The organism is Actinokineospora inagensis DSM 44258, from assembly GCF_000482865.1.
GTDB lineage: Bacteria > Actinomycetota > Actinomycetes > Mycobacteriales > Pseudonocardiaceae > Actinokineospora > Actinokineospora inagensis.
The window spans coordinates 38705-54203 of the sequence record NZ_AXWW01000021.1; the positions used below are offsets into that span (position 1 = coordinate 38705).

The 15499-nt window shown below is 70.3% G+C and carries 20 protein-coding genes; 7 read left to right on the top strand and 13 right to left on the bottom strand.

The annotated features are described in order from the left end of the window. Positions 1–39: 39 nt before the first annotated feature. The gene (locus H504_RS0108625) at positions 40–240 is read right to left on the bottom strand and encodes a hypothetical protein (protein WP_026422457.1); all 201 of its coding nucleotides are present in this window, start codon (positions 238–240) and stop codon (positions 40–42) included. Continuing rightward, positions 233–1513 (bottom strand): PspC domain-containing protein, encoded by a 1281-nt coding sequence (locus H504_RS0108630; protein ID WP_169735358.1) that lies wholly within the window; start codon positions 1511–1513, stop codon positions 233–235. Before H504_RS0108630 ends, H504_RS0108625 begins: the two co-directional genes overlap by 8 nt. A gap of 113 nt (positions 1514–1626) precedes the next feature. On the opposite strand from H504_RS0108630, the gene H504_RS33970 reads away from it, so the two are divergent. Then, positions 1627–2907, top strand: a complete 1281-nt coding sequence (locus tag H504_RS33970) for a sensor histidine kinase (protein ID WP_425394043.1) — start codon at positions 1627–1629, stop codon at positions 2905–2907. Continuing rightward, positions 2904–3566 carry a response regulator gene (locus H504_RS0108640; RefSeq protein ID WP_026422459.1) on the top strand — a complete coding sequence of 221 codons (663 nt, stop codon included), beginning with the start codon at positions 2904–2906 and terminating at the stop codon, positions 3564–3566. The genes H504_RS33970 and H504_RS0108640 overlap by 4 nt, the downstream gene beginning before the upstream one ends. On the opposite strand, the gene H504_RS0108645 is transcribed toward H504_RS0108640, so the two are convergent. After that, positions 3563–4492, bottom strand: coding sequence for a DMT family transporter (locus tag H504_RS0108645; protein ID WP_026422460.1), 930 nt, complete (start codon positions 4490–4492; stop codon positions 3563–3565). The two genes, H504_RS0108640 and H504_RS0108645, sit on opposite strands and share 4 nt — an antisense overlap. Positions 4493–4591: 99 nt before the next feature. On the opposite strand from H504_RS0108645, the gene H504_RS0108650 reads away from it, so the two are divergent. Beyond that, positions 4592–5488, top strand: a complete 897-nt coding sequence (locus tag H504_RS0108650; protein WP_026422461.1) for a LysR family transcriptional regulator — start codon at positions 4592–4594, stop codon at positions 5486–5488. Here the strand turns inward: H504_RS0108650 and H504_RS0108655 are convergent, their stop codons facing one another. The 4 genes from H504_RS0108655 to H504_RS0108670 all read right to left on the bottom strand — a co-directional run bounded on the left by H504_RS0108655 (position 5489) and on the right by H504_RS0108670 (position 7444). Next, positions 5489–5914 carry a hypothetical protein gene (locus H504_RS0108655; RefSeq protein ID WP_026422462.1) on the bottom strand — a complete coding sequence of 142 codons (426 nt, stop codon included), beginning with the start codon at positions 5912–5914 and terminating at the stop codon, positions 5489–5491. Beyond that, a complete protein-coding gene (locus H504_RS0108660; RefSeq protein ID WP_026422463.1) occupies positions 5911–6327 on the bottom strand; it encodes a type II toxin-antitoxin system prevent-host-death family antitoxin in 417 nt (138 codons plus the stop codon). Before H504_RS0108660 ends, H504_RS0108655 begins: the two co-directional genes overlap by 4 nt. An 84-nt stretch (positions 6328–6411) precedes the next feature. Beyond that, positions 6412–6807 (bottom strand): PIN-like domain-containing protein, encoded by a 396-nt coding sequence (locus H504_RS0108665; RefSeq protein WP_026422464.1) that lies wholly within the window; start codon positions 6805–6807, stop codon positions 6412–6414. After that, entirely contained in the window at positions 6788–7444 is a 657-nt protein-coding gene (locus H504_RS0108670) for a DUF433 domain-containing protein (protein WP_026422465.1), read from the bottom strand. Before H504_RS0108670 ends, H504_RS0108665 begins: the two co-directional genes overlap by 20 nt. 141 nt (positions 7445–7585) lie before the next feature. Here H504_RS0108670 and H504_RS0108675 point away from each other — a divergent pair, with 141 nt between their 5' ends. After that, the gene (locus tag H504_RS0108675; RefSeq protein WP_026422466.1) at positions 7586–8158 is read left to right on the top strand and encodes an HhH-GPD-type base excision DNA repair protein; all 573 of its coding nucleotides are present in this window, start codon (positions 7586–7588) and stop codon (positions 8156–8158) included. Here H504_RS0108675 and H504_RS0108680 read toward each other — a convergent pair. After that, positions 8155–8769 carry a spermidine synthase family protein gene (locus H504_RS0108680; RefSeq protein ID WP_035303747.1) on the bottom strand — a complete coding sequence of 205 codons (615 nt, stop codon included), beginning with the start codon at positions 8767–8769 and terminating at the stop codon, positions 8155–8157. The genes H504_RS0108675 and H504_RS0108680 overlap by 4 nt on opposite strands. Positions 8770–8798: 29 nt before the next feature. On the opposite strand from H504_RS0108680, the gene H504_RS33975 reads away from it, so the two are divergent. Continuing rightward, positions 8799–10193 carry a serine/threonine-protein kinase gene (locus H504_RS33975; protein WP_245614123.1) on the top strand — a complete coding sequence of 465 codons (1395 nt, stop codon included), beginning with the start codon at positions 8799–8801 and terminating at the stop codon, positions 10191–10193. Between the two features lie 29 nt (positions 10194–10222). After that, a complete protein-coding gene (locus H504_RS0108690; RefSeq protein ID WP_026422468.1) occupies positions 10223–10597 on the top strand; it encodes a bacteriophage spanin2 family protein in 375 nt (124 codons plus the stop codon). Positions 10598–10700: 103 nt separating this feature from the next. Here the strand turns inward: H504_RS0108690 and H504_RS0108695 are convergent, their stop codons facing one another. From H504_RS0108695 to H504_RS0108705, 3 genes are all read right to left on the bottom strand, one after another. Next, positions 10701–11105 (bottom strand): SsgA family sporulation/cell division regulator, encoded by a 405-nt coding sequence (locus tag H504_RS0108695; protein ID WP_026422469.1) that lies wholly within the window; start codon positions 11103–11105, stop codon positions 10701–10703. A 319-nt stretch (positions 11106–11424) separates the two neighbouring features. Then, positions 11425–12240, bottom strand: coding sequence for an inositol monophosphatase family protein (locus H504_RS0108700; protein WP_026422470.1), 816 nt, complete (start codon positions 12238–12240; stop codon positions 11425–11427). A gap of 73 nt (positions 12241–12313) precedes the next feature. Continuing rightward, positions 12314–13294, bottom strand: coding sequence for a malate dehydrogenase (locus H504_RS0108705; RefSeq protein ID WP_026422471.1), 981 nt, complete (start codon positions 13292–13294; stop codon positions 12314–12316). 225 nt (positions 13295–13519) lie between these two features. Here H504_RS0108705 and H504_RS0108710 point away from each other — a divergent pair, with 225 nt between their 5' ends. Next, positions 13520–14356 carry a helix-turn-helix domain-containing protein gene (locus H504_RS0108710; RefSeq protein ID WP_051385631.1) on the top strand — a complete coding sequence of 279 codons (837 nt, stop codon included), beginning with the start codon at positions 13520–13522 and terminating at the stop codon, positions 14354–14356. Here H504_RS0108710 and H504_RS0108715 read toward each other — a convergent pair. Together H504_RS0108715 and H504_RS0108720 are read right to left on the bottom strand one after the other, a co-directional pair. Continuing rightward, positions 14346–14645 (bottom strand): DUF3017 domain-containing protein, encoded by a 300-nt coding sequence (locus H504_RS0108715; protein ID WP_026422473.1) that lies wholly within the window; start codon positions 14643–14645, stop codon positions 14346–14348. The genes H504_RS0108710 and H504_RS0108715 overlap by 11 nt on opposite strands. Beyond that, the gene (locus H504_RS0108720; protein WP_026422474.1) at positions 14642–15496 is read right to left on the bottom strand and encodes a bifunctional methylenetetrahydrofolate dehydrogenase/methenyltetrahydrofolate cyclohydrolase; all 855 of its coding nucleotides are present in this window, start codon (positions 15494–15496) and stop codon (positions 14642–14644) included. The genes H504_RS0108715 and H504_RS0108720 overlap by 4 nt, the downstream gene beginning before the upstream one ends. Positions 15497–15499 lie beyond the last annotated feature (3 nt).

A 15499-nucleotide genomic window follows, 5' to 3' on the forward strand; every position in this document is an offset into this window, starting at 1 on the left:
CCGAGGTGGCCGGGCCTTCCGCGTGAGTGGTGTGGTCGACTACTTGCGCTTGCCCCGCAGCGAGCACCCCAGCAGCGACACGCCGACCAGCACCGCCGCCCCCGCGATCATCCACCGCGGGTCCAGCGACGGCACCCAGATCCGCCCGTCGGTCAGCACGTAGGACGAGGCCGCCAGCGTGGCCAGGCCCGCGATCAGGGCCAGCGGGTCGAACCGGCGGGACTTCTGGTTGTCAGCCACGGGTCACCCTCACATTCCCGGGTCCGTGGACCTCGGCACGCAGTTCGATCTTGAGGCCGCCCTCGCCGTCGGTGCCGAGGTCGGTCTTGCGGACGGCGGTGTCGGTCCCGCTGCGGGACTCACCGAGGCAGTCGACGTCGCCGATGCCCGCCTCGCAGTACACCGTGACGTCCGCGGTGGCCGGGACGATCACGTCGACCTCGCCCACCCCCGCCTCCGCGGTCACGTCGACCGAGCCCGACTTGGGCAGCGCGCTGAGGTCGACGGCCACCGAGCCGATGTCGCGGCTGTAGTCGCTCCGCACGTCCGCCAGGGTCTGCGGGGTCACGTGGACGTCGCCGACCGCGTTGGCGCGGAACCCGTTGGGCCACACCACGGTCATCGCGATCCCCAGTGCCGCCAGCGGCATCGCCAACCCGATCAGACCGCGCCCGCCCCGGGTGAACCCGCCGACCACCAGGCCGAGGCCGAGGATGGCGAGCACCCCGCCGATCAGGTGGCGGACGCTGAACCAGCCGTCGGCGCGCAGGCCAAACAGCACCGAGACACCGACCGCGAGGAACACCACCGCCAGCGTGACCGGCCCGACCTTGGACCGGCGCCGCGGCGTGGGCGGCTCCGGGTCGGACATCGGCGCGGCGGGCTCGGGCAGGTCCCACGCGAACGGGGCCGCACCCAGCGGGTCCCACGCGGGCGGCTCGGTCGGGTAGCCGACCGGCTGGTAGGCCGGGGGCTGGTTCACGGTCATCGGCGTCGGCACCTCGGTCGTCTCGTCCACCGGGAACGGCATGGTCATCACCGGGGCGGCCTGCGCGGCCTGCTCCGGTACCGGTCGGTTCTGCTGCCCCCGGTAGCGGTGCAGCAGGAAAAGCAGCCCGAGCACGACGGCGAACCCGACGTAGCCCTCGAAGTCGAACCCGATGCTGACCGTCGCGATCACGCCGACGACCAGCGCCACCGCGAACTGCGGCGAGGTCGCGCTGCGGCCGCGCTGCAGCAGCGCCTCGACCGGCGACACCTCGTCGTCGACCTCGGCGAACAGCAGCCAGCCGATCAGGTAGGCGGCGATGCCCGCGCCGCCGTAGAACGTCGCGACGGCGAACGCCACCCGGATGATGATCGGGTCGACCCCGTACCGGCTGCCGATCCCGGCCGCCACGCCCGCGAGCTTGCGGCCCTGGCGTGGCCGCCGCGGGCGCGAGGCCCAGAAGTCCTTGAGCGTGTCCTCCACGCTCGACGCGGTGTGCCGCGCCTGGTTCGCTGTTCCACTCACGATGACCAGCATCGCGCCCGACCAGGGGGTTTCGCATCGGGGGCTGACCCTGACTTCGCGGTCAGGGTCGAACCCCGATGTGGCGCGCGCCCGCGCGTGTGAGCATTCTGGACGTGACAGCGGCGCTGCGGGAGCACGGAGCGGTGGAGACGGACATCGAGCGGTCCAGGACCGGGGTGGCGGTGCCGGGGGAGACCCGGGTGCACCGCCGCCGGACCGGTCGCGCCGTCGCTGGTGTCGCCGGGGGCGTCGCCGACCACCTCGGGGTGCCGGTGCTCTACGTGCGGGTGGCGTTCGCGCTGCTCGCGGCGCTGGGCGGGGCCGGGGTGGTGGCCTACGGGCTGCTCTGGATCTTCGTCCCGCAGGTGCCCGCGGACGCGCCCGCGCCGGAGGTCACCGGTCGGGAGCGGCAGCAGGCGTTCGGCCTGGTCGCCCTGGGCGCGGGCCTGACCATCGGCGCCGGGACGCTGTCCGGCACGGTCAACGGCTGGGTGGCGGGCGCGACCGGGGTGGCCCTGGTCGGCGCGGCGCTGGTCTGGCGGGAGGCCGACCAGTCGCAGCGGCGGCGGGTGCGCGGCGCGGTGCTCGGCGGCGGCGGCCGGGCGGCGATGATCAGGGTGCTCTCCGGTGCCGCGCTGGTCGCCACCGGCATCGCGATCTTCCTGATCAGCAGCATCGGCCTGGACCAGGTGCAGTTCGCGCTGCTGGCGGTGGTGGCCGCGCTGGTCGGGGTCGCGGTGATCACCGTGCCGTGGTGGTTGCGGCTGGTCCGCGACCTCGGCGAGGAGCGGCGGGCCCGCATCCGCACCGAGGAGCGCGCCGAGATCGCCGCGCACCTGCACGACTCCGTCCTGCAAACGCTTGCGCTCATCCAGAAGCAGGTCGACGCGCCGCGCGAGGTGCTCCGGCTCGCCCGCGGCCAGGAGCGGCAACTGCGCAGTTGGCTCTACGGGCCGTCCGGCTACGGCCGCGCCAGCGCGGCGGAGGGACTCGCGGGCGGCTCGCTGGCCGACGCCCTGACCCGCGCGTCCGGCGAGGTGGAGGACACCTTCGCCATCAAGGTCGGGCACGTGGTGGTCGGTGACTGCGAGATCGACGAACGGCTGATGGCGGTGGTCATGGCCGCGCGCGAGGCGATGGTCAACGCCGCCAAGCACGCCGGGGTCGCCGAGGTCTCGGTGTACGCCGAGGTCGAGGCCGAGAAGGTCACCGTCTTCGTGCGCGACCGCGGCAAGGGCTTCACCCCGGAGGAGGTCCCCGACGACCGGCATGGCCTCGCCGACTCGATCCGGGGCAGGATGGAGCGCAACGGCGGTGAGATCCGCCTGCGCACCGCCCCCGGCGACGGGACAGAGGTTCAGTTGCACATGCCGCGTGCGAAGGTGTCCACATGAGTGAGAAGCGCTTGGTCCGCGTCTACCTGGTCGACGACCACAGCATGTTCCGCGCCGGGGTGCGCGCCGAGTTGGACACGCTGACCGACGACATCGAGGTCATCGGCGAGGCGGGCACCGTCGGCGAGGCGGTGGCCGGGATCGGGCACCTGCGCCCGGATGTGGTGCTGCTCGACGTGCACATGCCCGACGGCGGCGGCGCCGAGGTGCTCCGGCAGGCCCGCAAGGCGTACCCGGAGGTCGTGTTCCTGGCCCTGTCGGTGTCCGACGCGGCCGAGGACGTCATCGCGGTGATCCGGGCGGGCGCCCGCGGCTACGTCACCAAGACGATCTCCAGCCAGGAACTGGTGACCGCGGTGCTCCGGGTGGCCGAGGGCGACGCGGTGTTCTCCCCCCGACTGGCGGGCTTCGTGCTGGACGCCTTCGCCGACCGGCCCGGGGCCGCCCCGATCAGCGACCCCGAGCTGGACCTGCTGACGCCCCGCGAGCGCGACGTGCTGCGTTTACTGGCCCGCGGCTACGCCTACAAGGAGATCGCGTCGGAGCTGTTCATCTCGGTCAAGACGGTCGAGACGCACGTGTCCAGCGTCCTGCGCAAGACCCAGTTGTCCAACCGCTACGAGCTGTCCCGCTGGGCCTCGGACCGCCGCCTGGTCTAGCGGGTGCCCGCGAGCGCGCCGGTGGTGTCCTCGGCGAGCACCGGTGACGGCGCCTTCTTCCGCCACCGCGTCATCCCGACCCCGACCAGCACCACGACCATGCCCGCGATGACCCGCAGGTTCAGGCCCTCACCCAGGAACGCGGCGCCGAGCAGCACCGACACGACCGGCAGCAGGTAGCCGACGGTGGTCGCGTTGGTCGGGCCCTCGTCGGCGATCAACCGGTAGTTGATGGCGAACGCGACCCCGGTGCCGAACACCCCCAGGATGCCGACGGAGATCAGCACGGCCGGGCTCAGGTGGACGGCGTCCAGGCCGCCGACCGGCAGGACCAGGGCGGCCATCGTGGTCGAGATGACCAACTGGGTGGCCGACAGCGCGAGCGGGGCGGTGCCGCTGCCGGTCATCAACCGGCCGACGTAGGCGTAGCTGACCGCGTAGCTCGCCGCGCCCGCCAGGATGATCAGCGACCCCCAACTGGCCAGGCCCGCCTGCTGCCACGGCGCGAAGATCAGTGTGGTGCCCGCGAAGCCGAGCAGCAGACCGCCCAGCCGCACCGGCCGCAGGTCGCGTTCGGACCGGAGGACGATCCCGATCAGCAACGCCCACAGCGGGGTGGTCGCGTTCAGCACACCCGCGACTCCGGAGTCGACAGTGCGCTCGCCGATGCCGAACAACGTGAACGGCAACGCGCTGCCGAAGAACGCCACGACGACCATCCGGGCCCACAGTCCGGGCGAGCGCGGTAACCGGTACCGCGCCGAGAGGCAGAGACCGAGCACCACGAGCGCCCCCAGGGTGCACCGGGTGGCGGTGATCTGCACCGGGTCCAACCCGCGCAGCGCCAACTTGATCCACAAGAAGCTGGAACCCCACACCAGCGCCAGCGCCCCCATCCTGAGGAGCGTCCCCCTACTGCTGACCATGCGTTTCGTCCTCCTGACCGGCTGTTCCACGGTCACGATGACTCAGCGGTCCTTCCAGAACAAGTGAAATGTCGTGCATGGACCGTTAAGCTGAGCTACATGCTCGACGTGCGCAGGCTCCAGGTCCTCCGCGCCGTGGTCACCAGCGGCTCGGTGACCGCCGCCGCCACCAACCTCGGCTACACCCCGTCCGCGATCAGCCAGCAGATCGCCGCACTGGAGAAGGCCACCGGCGTCGCCCTCCTCGAACGCGTCGGCCGCGGCGTCCAACCCACCGCGGCCGGTCGGCTCCTCACCGAACACGCCGCGATCATCTCCCGCCAGGTCGCCGAGGCCGAGACCGCGCTCGCCGACCTCCGCGCGGGCCACACCGGCAGGCTCGCCGTCCGCTACTTCGCCACCGCGGGCTCCGCCCTCGTCCCACCCGCCCTCGCCGAACTCCGCCGCGCCCACCCCGGCATCCAGGTCGACCTGAAACTGGTCGACCCCGGCGACCCGCTCCCCGAGGTGGCCCGCGGCGACGCCGACCTCGCCATCGTCGTCCACCCCCGGCACGCCCCCCGCGGCGTCCGGCTGATCCACCTGCTCGACGACCCGTACCGGGTGGTCCTCCCCCGCGGCCACCGCCTCGCGGGCAAACGCGTCATCAACCTCGCCGACCTCGCCAACGACCCCTGGGTCGGCGAATGGCCCGCGGGCGGCCCCTGCTGGCAAATCGTCCTCGACGCCTGCGCCGCCGCCGGTTTCACCCCGAACGTCATGGTCGAGAGCGAGGACTACACCAACGCCCAGGGTTTCGTCGCCGCGGGCCTCGGCGTCTGCCTCATCCCCGTCATGGCCCTCTCCAACCCCCACCCCGGCACCGTCGTCCGGCGCCTGCGCCACCCCGAACCCCTCCGCCAAATCCACGCCGCCACCCGCGAATCCGCCCACGACCAGCCAACCTTGACGACCCTCATCACCGCCCTCCGCACCGCGGCCGAGGCCAAGAGGTAGTCACCCCCCTTCAGCCCAGAAGCGGTTCACCCGGGCGATCGCCTCATCCCGCGACATGCGGGCGACGTCGTCTTCGGCAAGGCCGACTTTGCTAAGCAACACGAAAACCAGCTTCGCAGGCAACGTCTCGGCAGGCGCTCTCGGCACACCACGACGCGGTTTAGTGCCATCGCGCGTGCACGCCCAGAACTCCTCTTCGGACACCGCCAACTGGTCGCGCAGGATGTGCGCCCCGATGCTCCGGCCGTAGTCCGTGCGGTCAACGGGGTGCGACACCCGCGTCCGCAGAATCCGCCCGTCCGGCAGGTGCAGTTCGTAGGTGACGTGGTGGGTTCCGGTACGCCCTCGCGCGACGCGTACCCGCTCCCAGCCCTCGACCCGGCAGAACGCCTCGTGATCCCGCCTGCTCGGCCGGGGCCAGGTCACCGGGAGTCCCCCACCAGCCAATCACGCAACTGGTGGTCGTCGCTCAGGCTGACCAGTTGCACCAACCCCCAGTGATCCCGGTGGTTGGGCGCCTGCGAAAGCCGAGCCTGCCAGTCCTCGGCGTACTCCCGCAGCGCGACCACCATCTCGCCCACCGCCTCCTCGAACGTCGCCCCGTCAGCGGCCACCGGCAACCCCGGGATGAACACCGACCAGCCGCCCCCCTCGGCTACCACCTCCGCCCCCGACCCGATGATCGAGGCCAGCAAGTCCCGCATCCGCCCCACGTCAACCAGCGCGATCCGCACCCCGTCCCTGGTCACCGTCGCCACATGCCCCCGCTGCGCCGCGTCCAGCAACTCCTTCAAGTGCGCCCGCGCCGCCGTGTAGCTGTCCAGATGCACAGCGTTCACACCCACCTCCCTATCTGTGAACATGGTGAGCCGAGCGCTCAGGTACGTCAAGTACGTGACGTACCCGTGATCACGGTGACCGGTCTACGGCCAGGTCCGCCGGATGTCGTGCTCGCGAACGGCGTACGCTGCCGGGCCGCCGCGCGCTACGGCGCGGAGGATCTCTGTGCGTGATCTCTCGAACCGGTCGACCATGGCGTCCACGATGAGTCGCTGGTTGTCGAGGTAGAACAGGGTCGCGCCCATACGTTCGATCGGGGCGCGCTCAGCCTGTCGGCCTCTGATGCGACCGTCCTTGCACAGTGGGGACCAGCCTCGCTCCAGCCCGTAGGTGAGCCAATCCTCATCCGCGACGTGCTGCGCGTCGTCCGGGAAGTGCTCGGCTGCCCGGTGCACCACCCAGCCGAGTTCGGTCAGGCGTTCGGCGACCCTGCGGCCCAACCCGCGGTCCAGGAAAAACTCATGCGGCGTGGCTGGCATGAACTCGACAAATCGCTTCGACCTGGTCGTCGGCCAAATCGTATTCGTAGGCCACGGCGGAGAACGACTCCCCGGCGAGCCACAGGTCGACGATGGAGTCGACCGGGACCTTGCTCGACTTGAGCACCGGGACACCATGGCCGAACCTGGGGTCCAGGATCACCGGCGCGGCGTCCGGGTACTGCCGGAGTCGCAGGCTGCCCGCGAAATCGTCCGCCTGGTCCCATTCGATGTAGTGCAGGTACTCGTCGATGATCTGGCGGATCGGCTGTTGGTTGTCCCCGATCCTTGCCAATTCGTCACCGGCGTAGTGCACGAAGATGTCCACTCCGTCCGTGGTTATCTTCTTCGTCGCGAGGGCGAATGGCGTGTCGAACGTCTTGCGGATCTCCGCGGCAGCCTGCCTGATCTTCGCCATGCTCAGACCGAGGTCGCGCAGCGACCGCAACACGTACGCCTCGACCACCGCGACGAACGGGACTGACGCCCGCCCGCGCTTCTCCGGGGTGACCTGGTGGACCAGCGGTGTCCCGTTGGCTTTCTCGCCCAGCCAACGCCGCACAGTCGAGGCGGGAATCTCAAGATGGCGGACGACGTCCCGCGGGGTCAGCATCGGGTCGCGGAACTTGTCAACCACGCCCACGCACCTCCACCCGACCCCGCCTGCACCGACCTCATGACCAGCGCGAACCGGCTCATCATAGCGACCTGCGCCACCTACCTGGCGTAGGCGGCGGGGATGACGCGTCGGGCGCGTCTGCGTGTCACCATGGGTGCCATGGCACCTAAACTTTGCATCGCCCAAGATCCTGAGGCGGACGCGCTCCTGGAGGAGAGTCCGCTGGCGTTGTTGCTCGGTATGTTGCTTGATCAGCAGATCCAGATGGAGATCGCGTTCAAGGGGCCGTTCAAGCTTTACACGCGGTTGGGGAACAGGCTGGATGTGCGTGAGATCGCCGAGTATGACGAAGAGGCGTTTGTGGAGTTGGCGGTGACGCCGCCTGCTATTCATCGGTATGGGGGGTCGATGGGGCGGCGGGTGCGGGTGCTTTGTCAGTTTATCGTGTCCGAGTATGACGGGGATGTGACGAGGATTTGGGAGAAGGGGCTCAGTGCGGCCGAGGTGTTGAAGCGGCTCAAGGGGTTGCCGGGGTTTGGGGAGCAGAAGGCGAAGATTTTCTTGGCGTTGTTGGGTAAGCAGCGCGGGGTGCGGCCGAGGGGGTGGCGGGAGGCTGCCGGGGATTATGGGTTGGATGGGTCGCGGAGGTCGGTCGCGGATGTGACCGATGCGGAGAGTCTGGCCGAGGTGCGTGCCTTCAAGAAGGAAGCCAAGGCCAAAGCGAAGGCCTAACAGGCGATGAAAACCACGTCGGGTTCGCCGCGGGGGACGTCCACTGACAGCGTTTTCACTGACGGGAAACGTGTGCGGAGGGCGGATTCGAAGGTGCGGCTGGCTGATGCGCTCCAGACGGTCAGCATCCCGCCGGGGGTGAGGTGGGAGTGGAGGAGGGCGAGGCCCGCGTCGGAGTACAGGGTGGCGTTGTCCTCCGACAGGGTCCAGTCGGGGCCGTTGTCGATGTCGAGGCAGATGGCGTCGAAACGGGTCGGGGTGGTGTGCAGCCAGGAGACGAGGTCGGCTTGGACGCAGTCCGCGGTGGGGTTTCCGAAGAACTCCGCGTTCCAGCGGATGACGGCGGGTTCGCGTTCGACGACCACCACCGACTCGACGCCCAGGGCCAGGGCCTCGCGGAGGGAGAAGCCGACGCCGAGGCCGCCGATCAGCAGGCGTGGGCCGGGCATGTGCGCGACGGCGGTGCGGACCAGCAACCGTTCCGAGTCGCCCGCGCGGGTGTCCATGAGGAACATGCCGTTGGCGATGATCTCGTAGTGGGGGTCCGCGCGGCGTAGGACGAGTTCGCCGCAGTGGCCGGTGACGCGGTCGACGATCGTGGGTGAGTACATCGGTTCAACCATAGAAGTACATTCCTCCGGTGCATGTGACACCCCGCCCGCCGGTGATCCCCGGGTTGACCCTCGGCGCTCCCTTGGGCCAAGGCGGTTTCGGGACCGTGTTCCTCGCCCGCCAAGACCGGCTGCAGCGCGACGTCGCCGTGAAGGTCGACAACCGCGTGCTGCAAACCGACCGCGACCGTGAGCGGTTCCTCCGCGAAGCCCGTGCCGCAGCGCGACTATCCGGGCACCCGCACGTGGTGAACGTGTACGACGCGGGTGTAACCGTTGACGGTAGGCCCTACATCGTCATGGAACTGTGCACCGGCGGTTCCCTCGCCGACGTCTTGGCCCGGCGAGGACGGCTACCTGCGCACGAGGTTATCGAGATGGGCGCGCGGCTCGCCGACGCCCTGGCTCGCGTGCACAACTTGGGGATTCTGCACCGCGACATCAAACCGGCGAACATCCTGGTCAACGGGTTCGGCACGGTGAAGCTGGCCGACTTCGGGCTCGCGGCGATCCTGGACGCGCACGCCGAGAGCACCGTCACCGTAGGGGCGCTGAGCCCGTACTACGCTGCTCCCGAAGTCTTCGCGCATGCCGCTCCCAGCCCGCAAGGCGACATCTACTCGCTCGCCGCGACCCTCTACATGCTCGCTTCCGGTGCGCGCCCGCGTGACATCCCGTGGCCCGCGCAATCGTTGGACGGTTTGATCGCCGCCTTACGCGCGCCGGTATCTCCCATCGAGGACGCACCTCCCGCGCTCAATGCCGCCCTGCTCAACGCTCTTGCGGCCGACTCGTCCAGGCGCACTACGAATGCCGCGCAGCTAAGAGACGAACTCGACGGACTACGGCCAATCCGTCCGCTGCCAACGGTCTCCACCAACCGCGTCAAGGTCCTCAAGGCTGCGGCCGCCGTAGTAGTGGTTCCCGCTCTGGTAGCCGGTGGATTCTTGCTAAGAGGCCTTACCGGCACTGCCGGGACCACTACGCAGGCATCCCAACCGACTGCGGCAGCCGCCGCGCCTGCTGCGGCCCCGCCGGGCATGACCGCGTGCGCGGGTAGCGACATCAACGGCTTCTGCGTGCAGGACAAGTGCTTCGGGGGCTTGGTCAACATCGCCGACGTCGACATCAAGGCGCGGCCGACGGACTGCGGTGCCGAGCACAGTTGGCAGGCGTTCACCGGCACCTGGCTGCCCAAGGGCGCCGAGGACATGACCGGCACCGCGATCGCGAAGCTGCCCGAGGTCAGCCGGGTCTGCACGGCGGCGGTGATGACCGCGCGCACCGTGCCGGGTCAGAGCACCGACGGCTGGGAGATCGAGATCTTGCCGAGCAAAACGGGCAGTCCGGACCGGTCGTACCTGTACTGTTTGGCCAAGCCCAAGGGGGGCGAGCCGGACGGCAGCGTGTTCGTCACCGGCTGAGGCAAACCGACACACCCACCGGGGGAGTCATGCGTTACCGGCTGGCGATGGCCGTGACCGCGGCGGCGTTGGCGCTGACCGCCTGCGAGACCGTCCGCGACGCGTCGAACTCGGTGAGCAACAGCACCGACAAGGCGAGCGTCTGCCTGGACGCGCTGCGGCTGGCGAACTTCACGCCGAGCGCGCAGAACCTGGAGAAGACCGCGGAAGACGCCAAGAAAACCGCGGACGACCTGGGCAAACTGGCCGACAAGGCGGGGGACGCGACCCTGCGGGACGCCATCAACGGCATGGCCGACCAGGTCAAGTCGCTCAACGCGCCGAACCTGAACCCGGCTTCGGTCACCGACTGGGCGAAGAAGAAGGTCAACGCGTTCAACACCCTGGTGCAGGCCTGCGCGTGAGCGAATGAGCGACGGCCGCCTGCTGGAGGCGGCCGTCGTTCGGTATCGGGTTCACCGGCCCACCCCTCGTGATCGAGTGTCGAACAAGGTCGGGGTGGTCGGGTCAGACGTTGGTGATCTCCTCGATCAGCGCGTCGATGTCGAAGTAGTCGCTCTCGCTGCCCAGCGGCACGATGTCGGTGGTGGCGGCGAGGAACGACTGCACGGCGGCGTGGTCGAGCTCCAGCACGGCGTGCCCGTCCGGGGACTCGATCTCCAGGGCCAGCACCGGGCGGCCGCCGCTGGTGACCGGGGCGAGCCGGACGTCGCCGTCGCCGGTGGCGCGGACGAGGCCCTCGGCCAGCAGGTCGCGGCCGAAGATCCACTCGACCCAGCGGTCGGTGTCGGCCTGGAACGCGGCGACCACGGTGTAGGGCTCGCTGGCGCGGTAGGTCCAGCGCGAGCGGACAGGAGTGCTGCCGCCGTAGTGCGAGATGATCTGCTCGGAGTGCTCGGCGTCGGTGGTCATCTCGTTGCCTCCTGTCCTGGTGTTCGCGCGTCGGGTTGGCGAACTGTCAGCAGGGAAACGCATGTGGCGGCAGCCCGTGATGCCAATGGCGATACGTTCACGCTATCGGGGCATACAGGCTCGTTCGAGGCACGATTCAACCCGCATTCGGACCCCCGCTCGGTATATCCGGGGGATCCCGCAACCCATTGGTGGAGCCGGAACCGGTGGCCAACTCACCAACCGCCCGAAGACCCGAGTGGACTGTCCACCTGGGCGCTCCCGCCGCGCCGGTGAGACGGCGCCGCCCGGCACCGATGACGGACCCGTCGGCCCGGGTTCAGCCGAGCACGGTCTCCGCGATCTGGTCGGCCAGTTCCCCACTGGCCGCGGCGATGCCGGACCACCGGCGGGTCAGGTCCGGGTCGAAGTCCAACGGCCTGCCGTGCGCGTCGACCACCGCCCCGCCCGCGGCCGGGACCAGGACCAGCGCCGCCGCCAGGTCGACGATGCGCAGCGTGTCCGAGCCGGGGTCGACGAACGCGTCCACCGTGCCCTCGGCGACCAGCGCCGTCTCCAGGCAGGTCGTCCCCAGGACTCGCACCCGCCCGGCCCGGCCGGACACCCGCTGCCACGCCGCCGCGCTCGTCCGCTTGGGCCGCAGCAGCGACACCGACGCGCCGTCCAGCGACTTCCGGCCGGTCGTCCGGTATGGAGTGGACTGTCCAACCCGGGCCCACCACGACCGGCCGGTGTCCAGCCAGACCGTGAGCGCCTCGACCGCGATCGAGTCGCGGGTCAACACCGCCGAGAAGCACGACAGCGGGATGCCCGCGGCGGCGTTGGCGGAACCGTCCAACGGGTCGACGACCAGCGTCGTGGCGGAACCGTTGTCGACGAACCCGGCCTCCTCGGACAGCAGGTTCACCCGGTTGGCCTGCGCCGACTCGGCGATCGCGTCCTCGACCAGCAGGTCGACCTGCATGCTGGGCGTCCCGTCGGCGCCCATCGCCACCTCTTCCGAGAGCGCCTGCCGGGTATGCATCTTCCGCGCCGACCTGTACGCCGCCACGGCCGACGTGGCGGCGTCGTGCAGGACGGGGTTAACGCCTGCGGGTAAAACCGGCTCCGGTACCGGCCACGGGATGAAGGTCACCTTCGCACCGTAAAACACAACGACGGCCCGCACTGCCGAAACAGCGCGGGCCGCCGTGGCGGTGATGCACAGATCAGATGAGACCGAGGCCCTTGACCGCGTCGCGCTCCTCGACCAACTCGGCCACCGAGGCGTCGATCCGGGCCCGGGAGAACTCGTTGACCTCAAGACCCTGCACGATCTGGTACTCGCCGTCCGCGCAGGTCACCGGGAACGACGAGATGATGCCCTCGGGCACGCCGTACGAGCCGTCCGACGGGATCGCCATCGAGGTCCAGTCGCCCGCCGCGGTGCCCAGCACCCAGTCGTGCACGTGGTCGATGGCCGCGTTGGCCGCAGACGCCGCCGAGGACGCGCCGCGCGCCTCGATGATCGCCGCGCCGCGCTTGGCCACGGTCGGGATGAAGGTGTCGGCCAGCCACGCCTCGTCGACCAGGTCGGCCGCCGACGTGCCGTTGACGTCGGTGTGGAAGACGTCCGGGTACTGGGTCGCCGAGTGGTTGCCCCAGATGGTCAGCTTCTTGATCTCGTCCACCGGCACGCCCAGCTTCGCCGAGAGCTGCGAGATGGCCCGGTTGTGGTCCAGCCGGGTCATCGCGGTGAACCGCGCGGCCGGGACGTCCGGGGCGTGCTGCTGGGCGATCAGCGCGTTGGTGTTGGCCGGGTTGCCGACCACCAAGACCTTGATGTCCGACGCGGCACCGGCGTTGATGGCCTCGCCCTGCGGCTTGAAGATGCCGCCGTTGGCCGCCAGCAGGTCACCGCGCTCCATGCCCTTGGTCCGCGGCCGGGCGCCGACCAGCAGCGCCACGTTCGCCCCGTCGAACGCCTTCTTCGCGTCGTCGGTGACCTCGATGCCCGACAGCAGCGGGAACGCGCAGTCGTCCAGCTCCATCGCGGTGCCCTCGGCGGCCTTGACCGCCTGCGGGATCTCCAGCAGCCGCAGGTTCACCTTGGTGTCCGGGCCGAGCAGGGCGCCCGAGGCGATGCGGAAGAGCAGGGCGTAGCCGATCTGGCCTGCCGCGCCGGTGACGGTGACGTTGACGGGTGCCACTTGGCAGATCCTCCCGAGACAGACGGAATGTGTCAGCACAGGGAGGTCACGCGGCAGTCAAGTAGGTGCCCTGTCGGCGGCGTCGCCCGGCCCCCGGAGGCTACCAAGCCGGGGTCCGCGGCAACGGCCGGTGTTACCAGGGTCTCGACCCCTTCGGGTGGACTTGCCCCGACAAAGGCCGCTACCAGTGGGTATGCGACCGCGCGCGGTCTAATCATGAGGCCCGTGACGTTGCACGCCGCCGAGACCACCGTCCGGCTCGAACTGCTCGGGGAGGAACTGCGCCGCCACCGCGAGACGGCGGGCATGAGCCTGGCCGAGGTGACCGCCAAGACCGGGATCAGCACCTCCAAGCTGAGCAGGCTGGAGAACGGTCGCAGACCGCACAAACTCGACGACGTCGAGGCGCTGCTGGCCATCTACGGGGTGGGCGAGTCCCGCCGGGACGACCTGGTCGCGCTGGCCCGCGACGCCACCGAGCCGACGGCGTGGCCGGAGCAGCGGCCGTCGGCCACGCTGCGGGTGCTGGAGTCGAAGGCCGACATGCTGGTCGACTACCAGGCGACGCTGGTGCCCGCCCTGCTGCAGACCGTCCCGTACGCGCAGGCGGTGCTGCGCGAGGTCGACATGGCCGAGGAGCCCTCGGTCGAGGACCGCACCGCCGACCGCATCCGCAGACAGGCCGTGCTGCGCCGACCGCGCCCGCCGCGCTACTACGCGATCCTGACCGAGGCGGCGCTGCGCACGCCCGTCGGCGGCCACGACGTCATGCGCGGGCAGCTCAGGTACCTGATGGAGGCGGGCGAGAAACCGGACGTGACGATCCGGGTCGTGCCGCGGCTCGGGCACGGGCACCCCGGGCTGCGCGGGTCGTTCCGGCGCATGCAGTTCCCCAACCGGGGCGCGCTGGTGCTGCTGGAGAACCGCACGTCCAGCCTGTTCGTCGAGGACTCCGTCGAGGTCAAGCGGTACGACCAGGTGGTCGTCGAACTGCTCAGCGTCGCGCTGGACGAGGCGGCGTCGGCCCGGTTGATCGCCGAGGTCGGCGGCTTCAGCGGGTGAGCCAGCCGCCCTCGATGGTCAGCGCGACCGCGATCACCACGACGCCGAACAGGCCGTAGAGCAGCACGTCCACCGCCCGGCTGCGGATGGCGACCAGACCGGCCTGCTCGTCGCGCAGCACGATCCGCAGGCCCGCGGCCAGCAGCAGCGCCAGTCCGATCCAGATGGACCCCTCGCGCCAGTAGAACTGGAGGATCCGCACCAGGCCGAGGGCGACGACCGCCAACACCATGGCGAACGGCAGGTGGACCAGCGCGGGGTGCCTGCCGCGCCGCGGGCCGTCGCTCACGCCCGCAGGTTCCGCTCGGCCGCCTCGACGGTGTTGCTCAGCAGCATCGCGATGGTCATCGGGCCGACGCCGCCGGGCATCGGGGCCAGCCAGCCCGCGACCTCCCGCACGTCCGCGTGCACGTCACCGACCAGGCCCGCGTCGGTGCGGGTGACACCGACGTCGAGCACCGCGGCGCCCGGCTTGACCATGTCCGCGGTGATCAGGCCCGCGTTGCCCGCCGCGGCCACCACGATGTCCGCGCGGCGCACTTCGGCGGCCAGGTCCTTGGTGCCGGTGTGGCAGAGGGTCACGGTCGCGTTCTCGCTGCGGCGGGTCAGCAGCAGACCCAGCGGCCTGCCCACCGTCACCCCACGACCGACGACGGTGACGCGCGCGCCCGCCAGCGGTACCTCGTAGCGGCGCAGCAACTCGACGATGCCAACCGGCGTGCATGGCAGCGGACCCGAGTCGCCCAAGACGAGCTTGCCGAGGCTGACCGGGTGCAGACCGTCGGAGTCCTTGGCCGGATCGATCCGCTCCAGGACACGGCCCGCGTCGAGGTGGCCCGGTAGCGGCAACTGCACCAGGTAGCCCGTGCAGTCGGCGTTCGCGTTCAGTTCCTCGACGACCGCTTCGAGTTCGGCCTGCGTGGTCTCCGCCGGGAGGTCGCGGCGGATCGAGTTGAGGCCGATCTTCTTGCAGAAGTTGTGCTTGCTGCGCACGTACGCGTGCGAGCCGGGGTCGTCGCCGACCAGCACCGTGCCCAGCCCGGGGACGACGCCGCGCTCGGCGAGCGCCGCGACCCGGACGCGGAGCTCGTCCAGGATGGCGTTCCGGGTTGCCTTGCCGTCAAGGATCGTCGCGGTCACGGT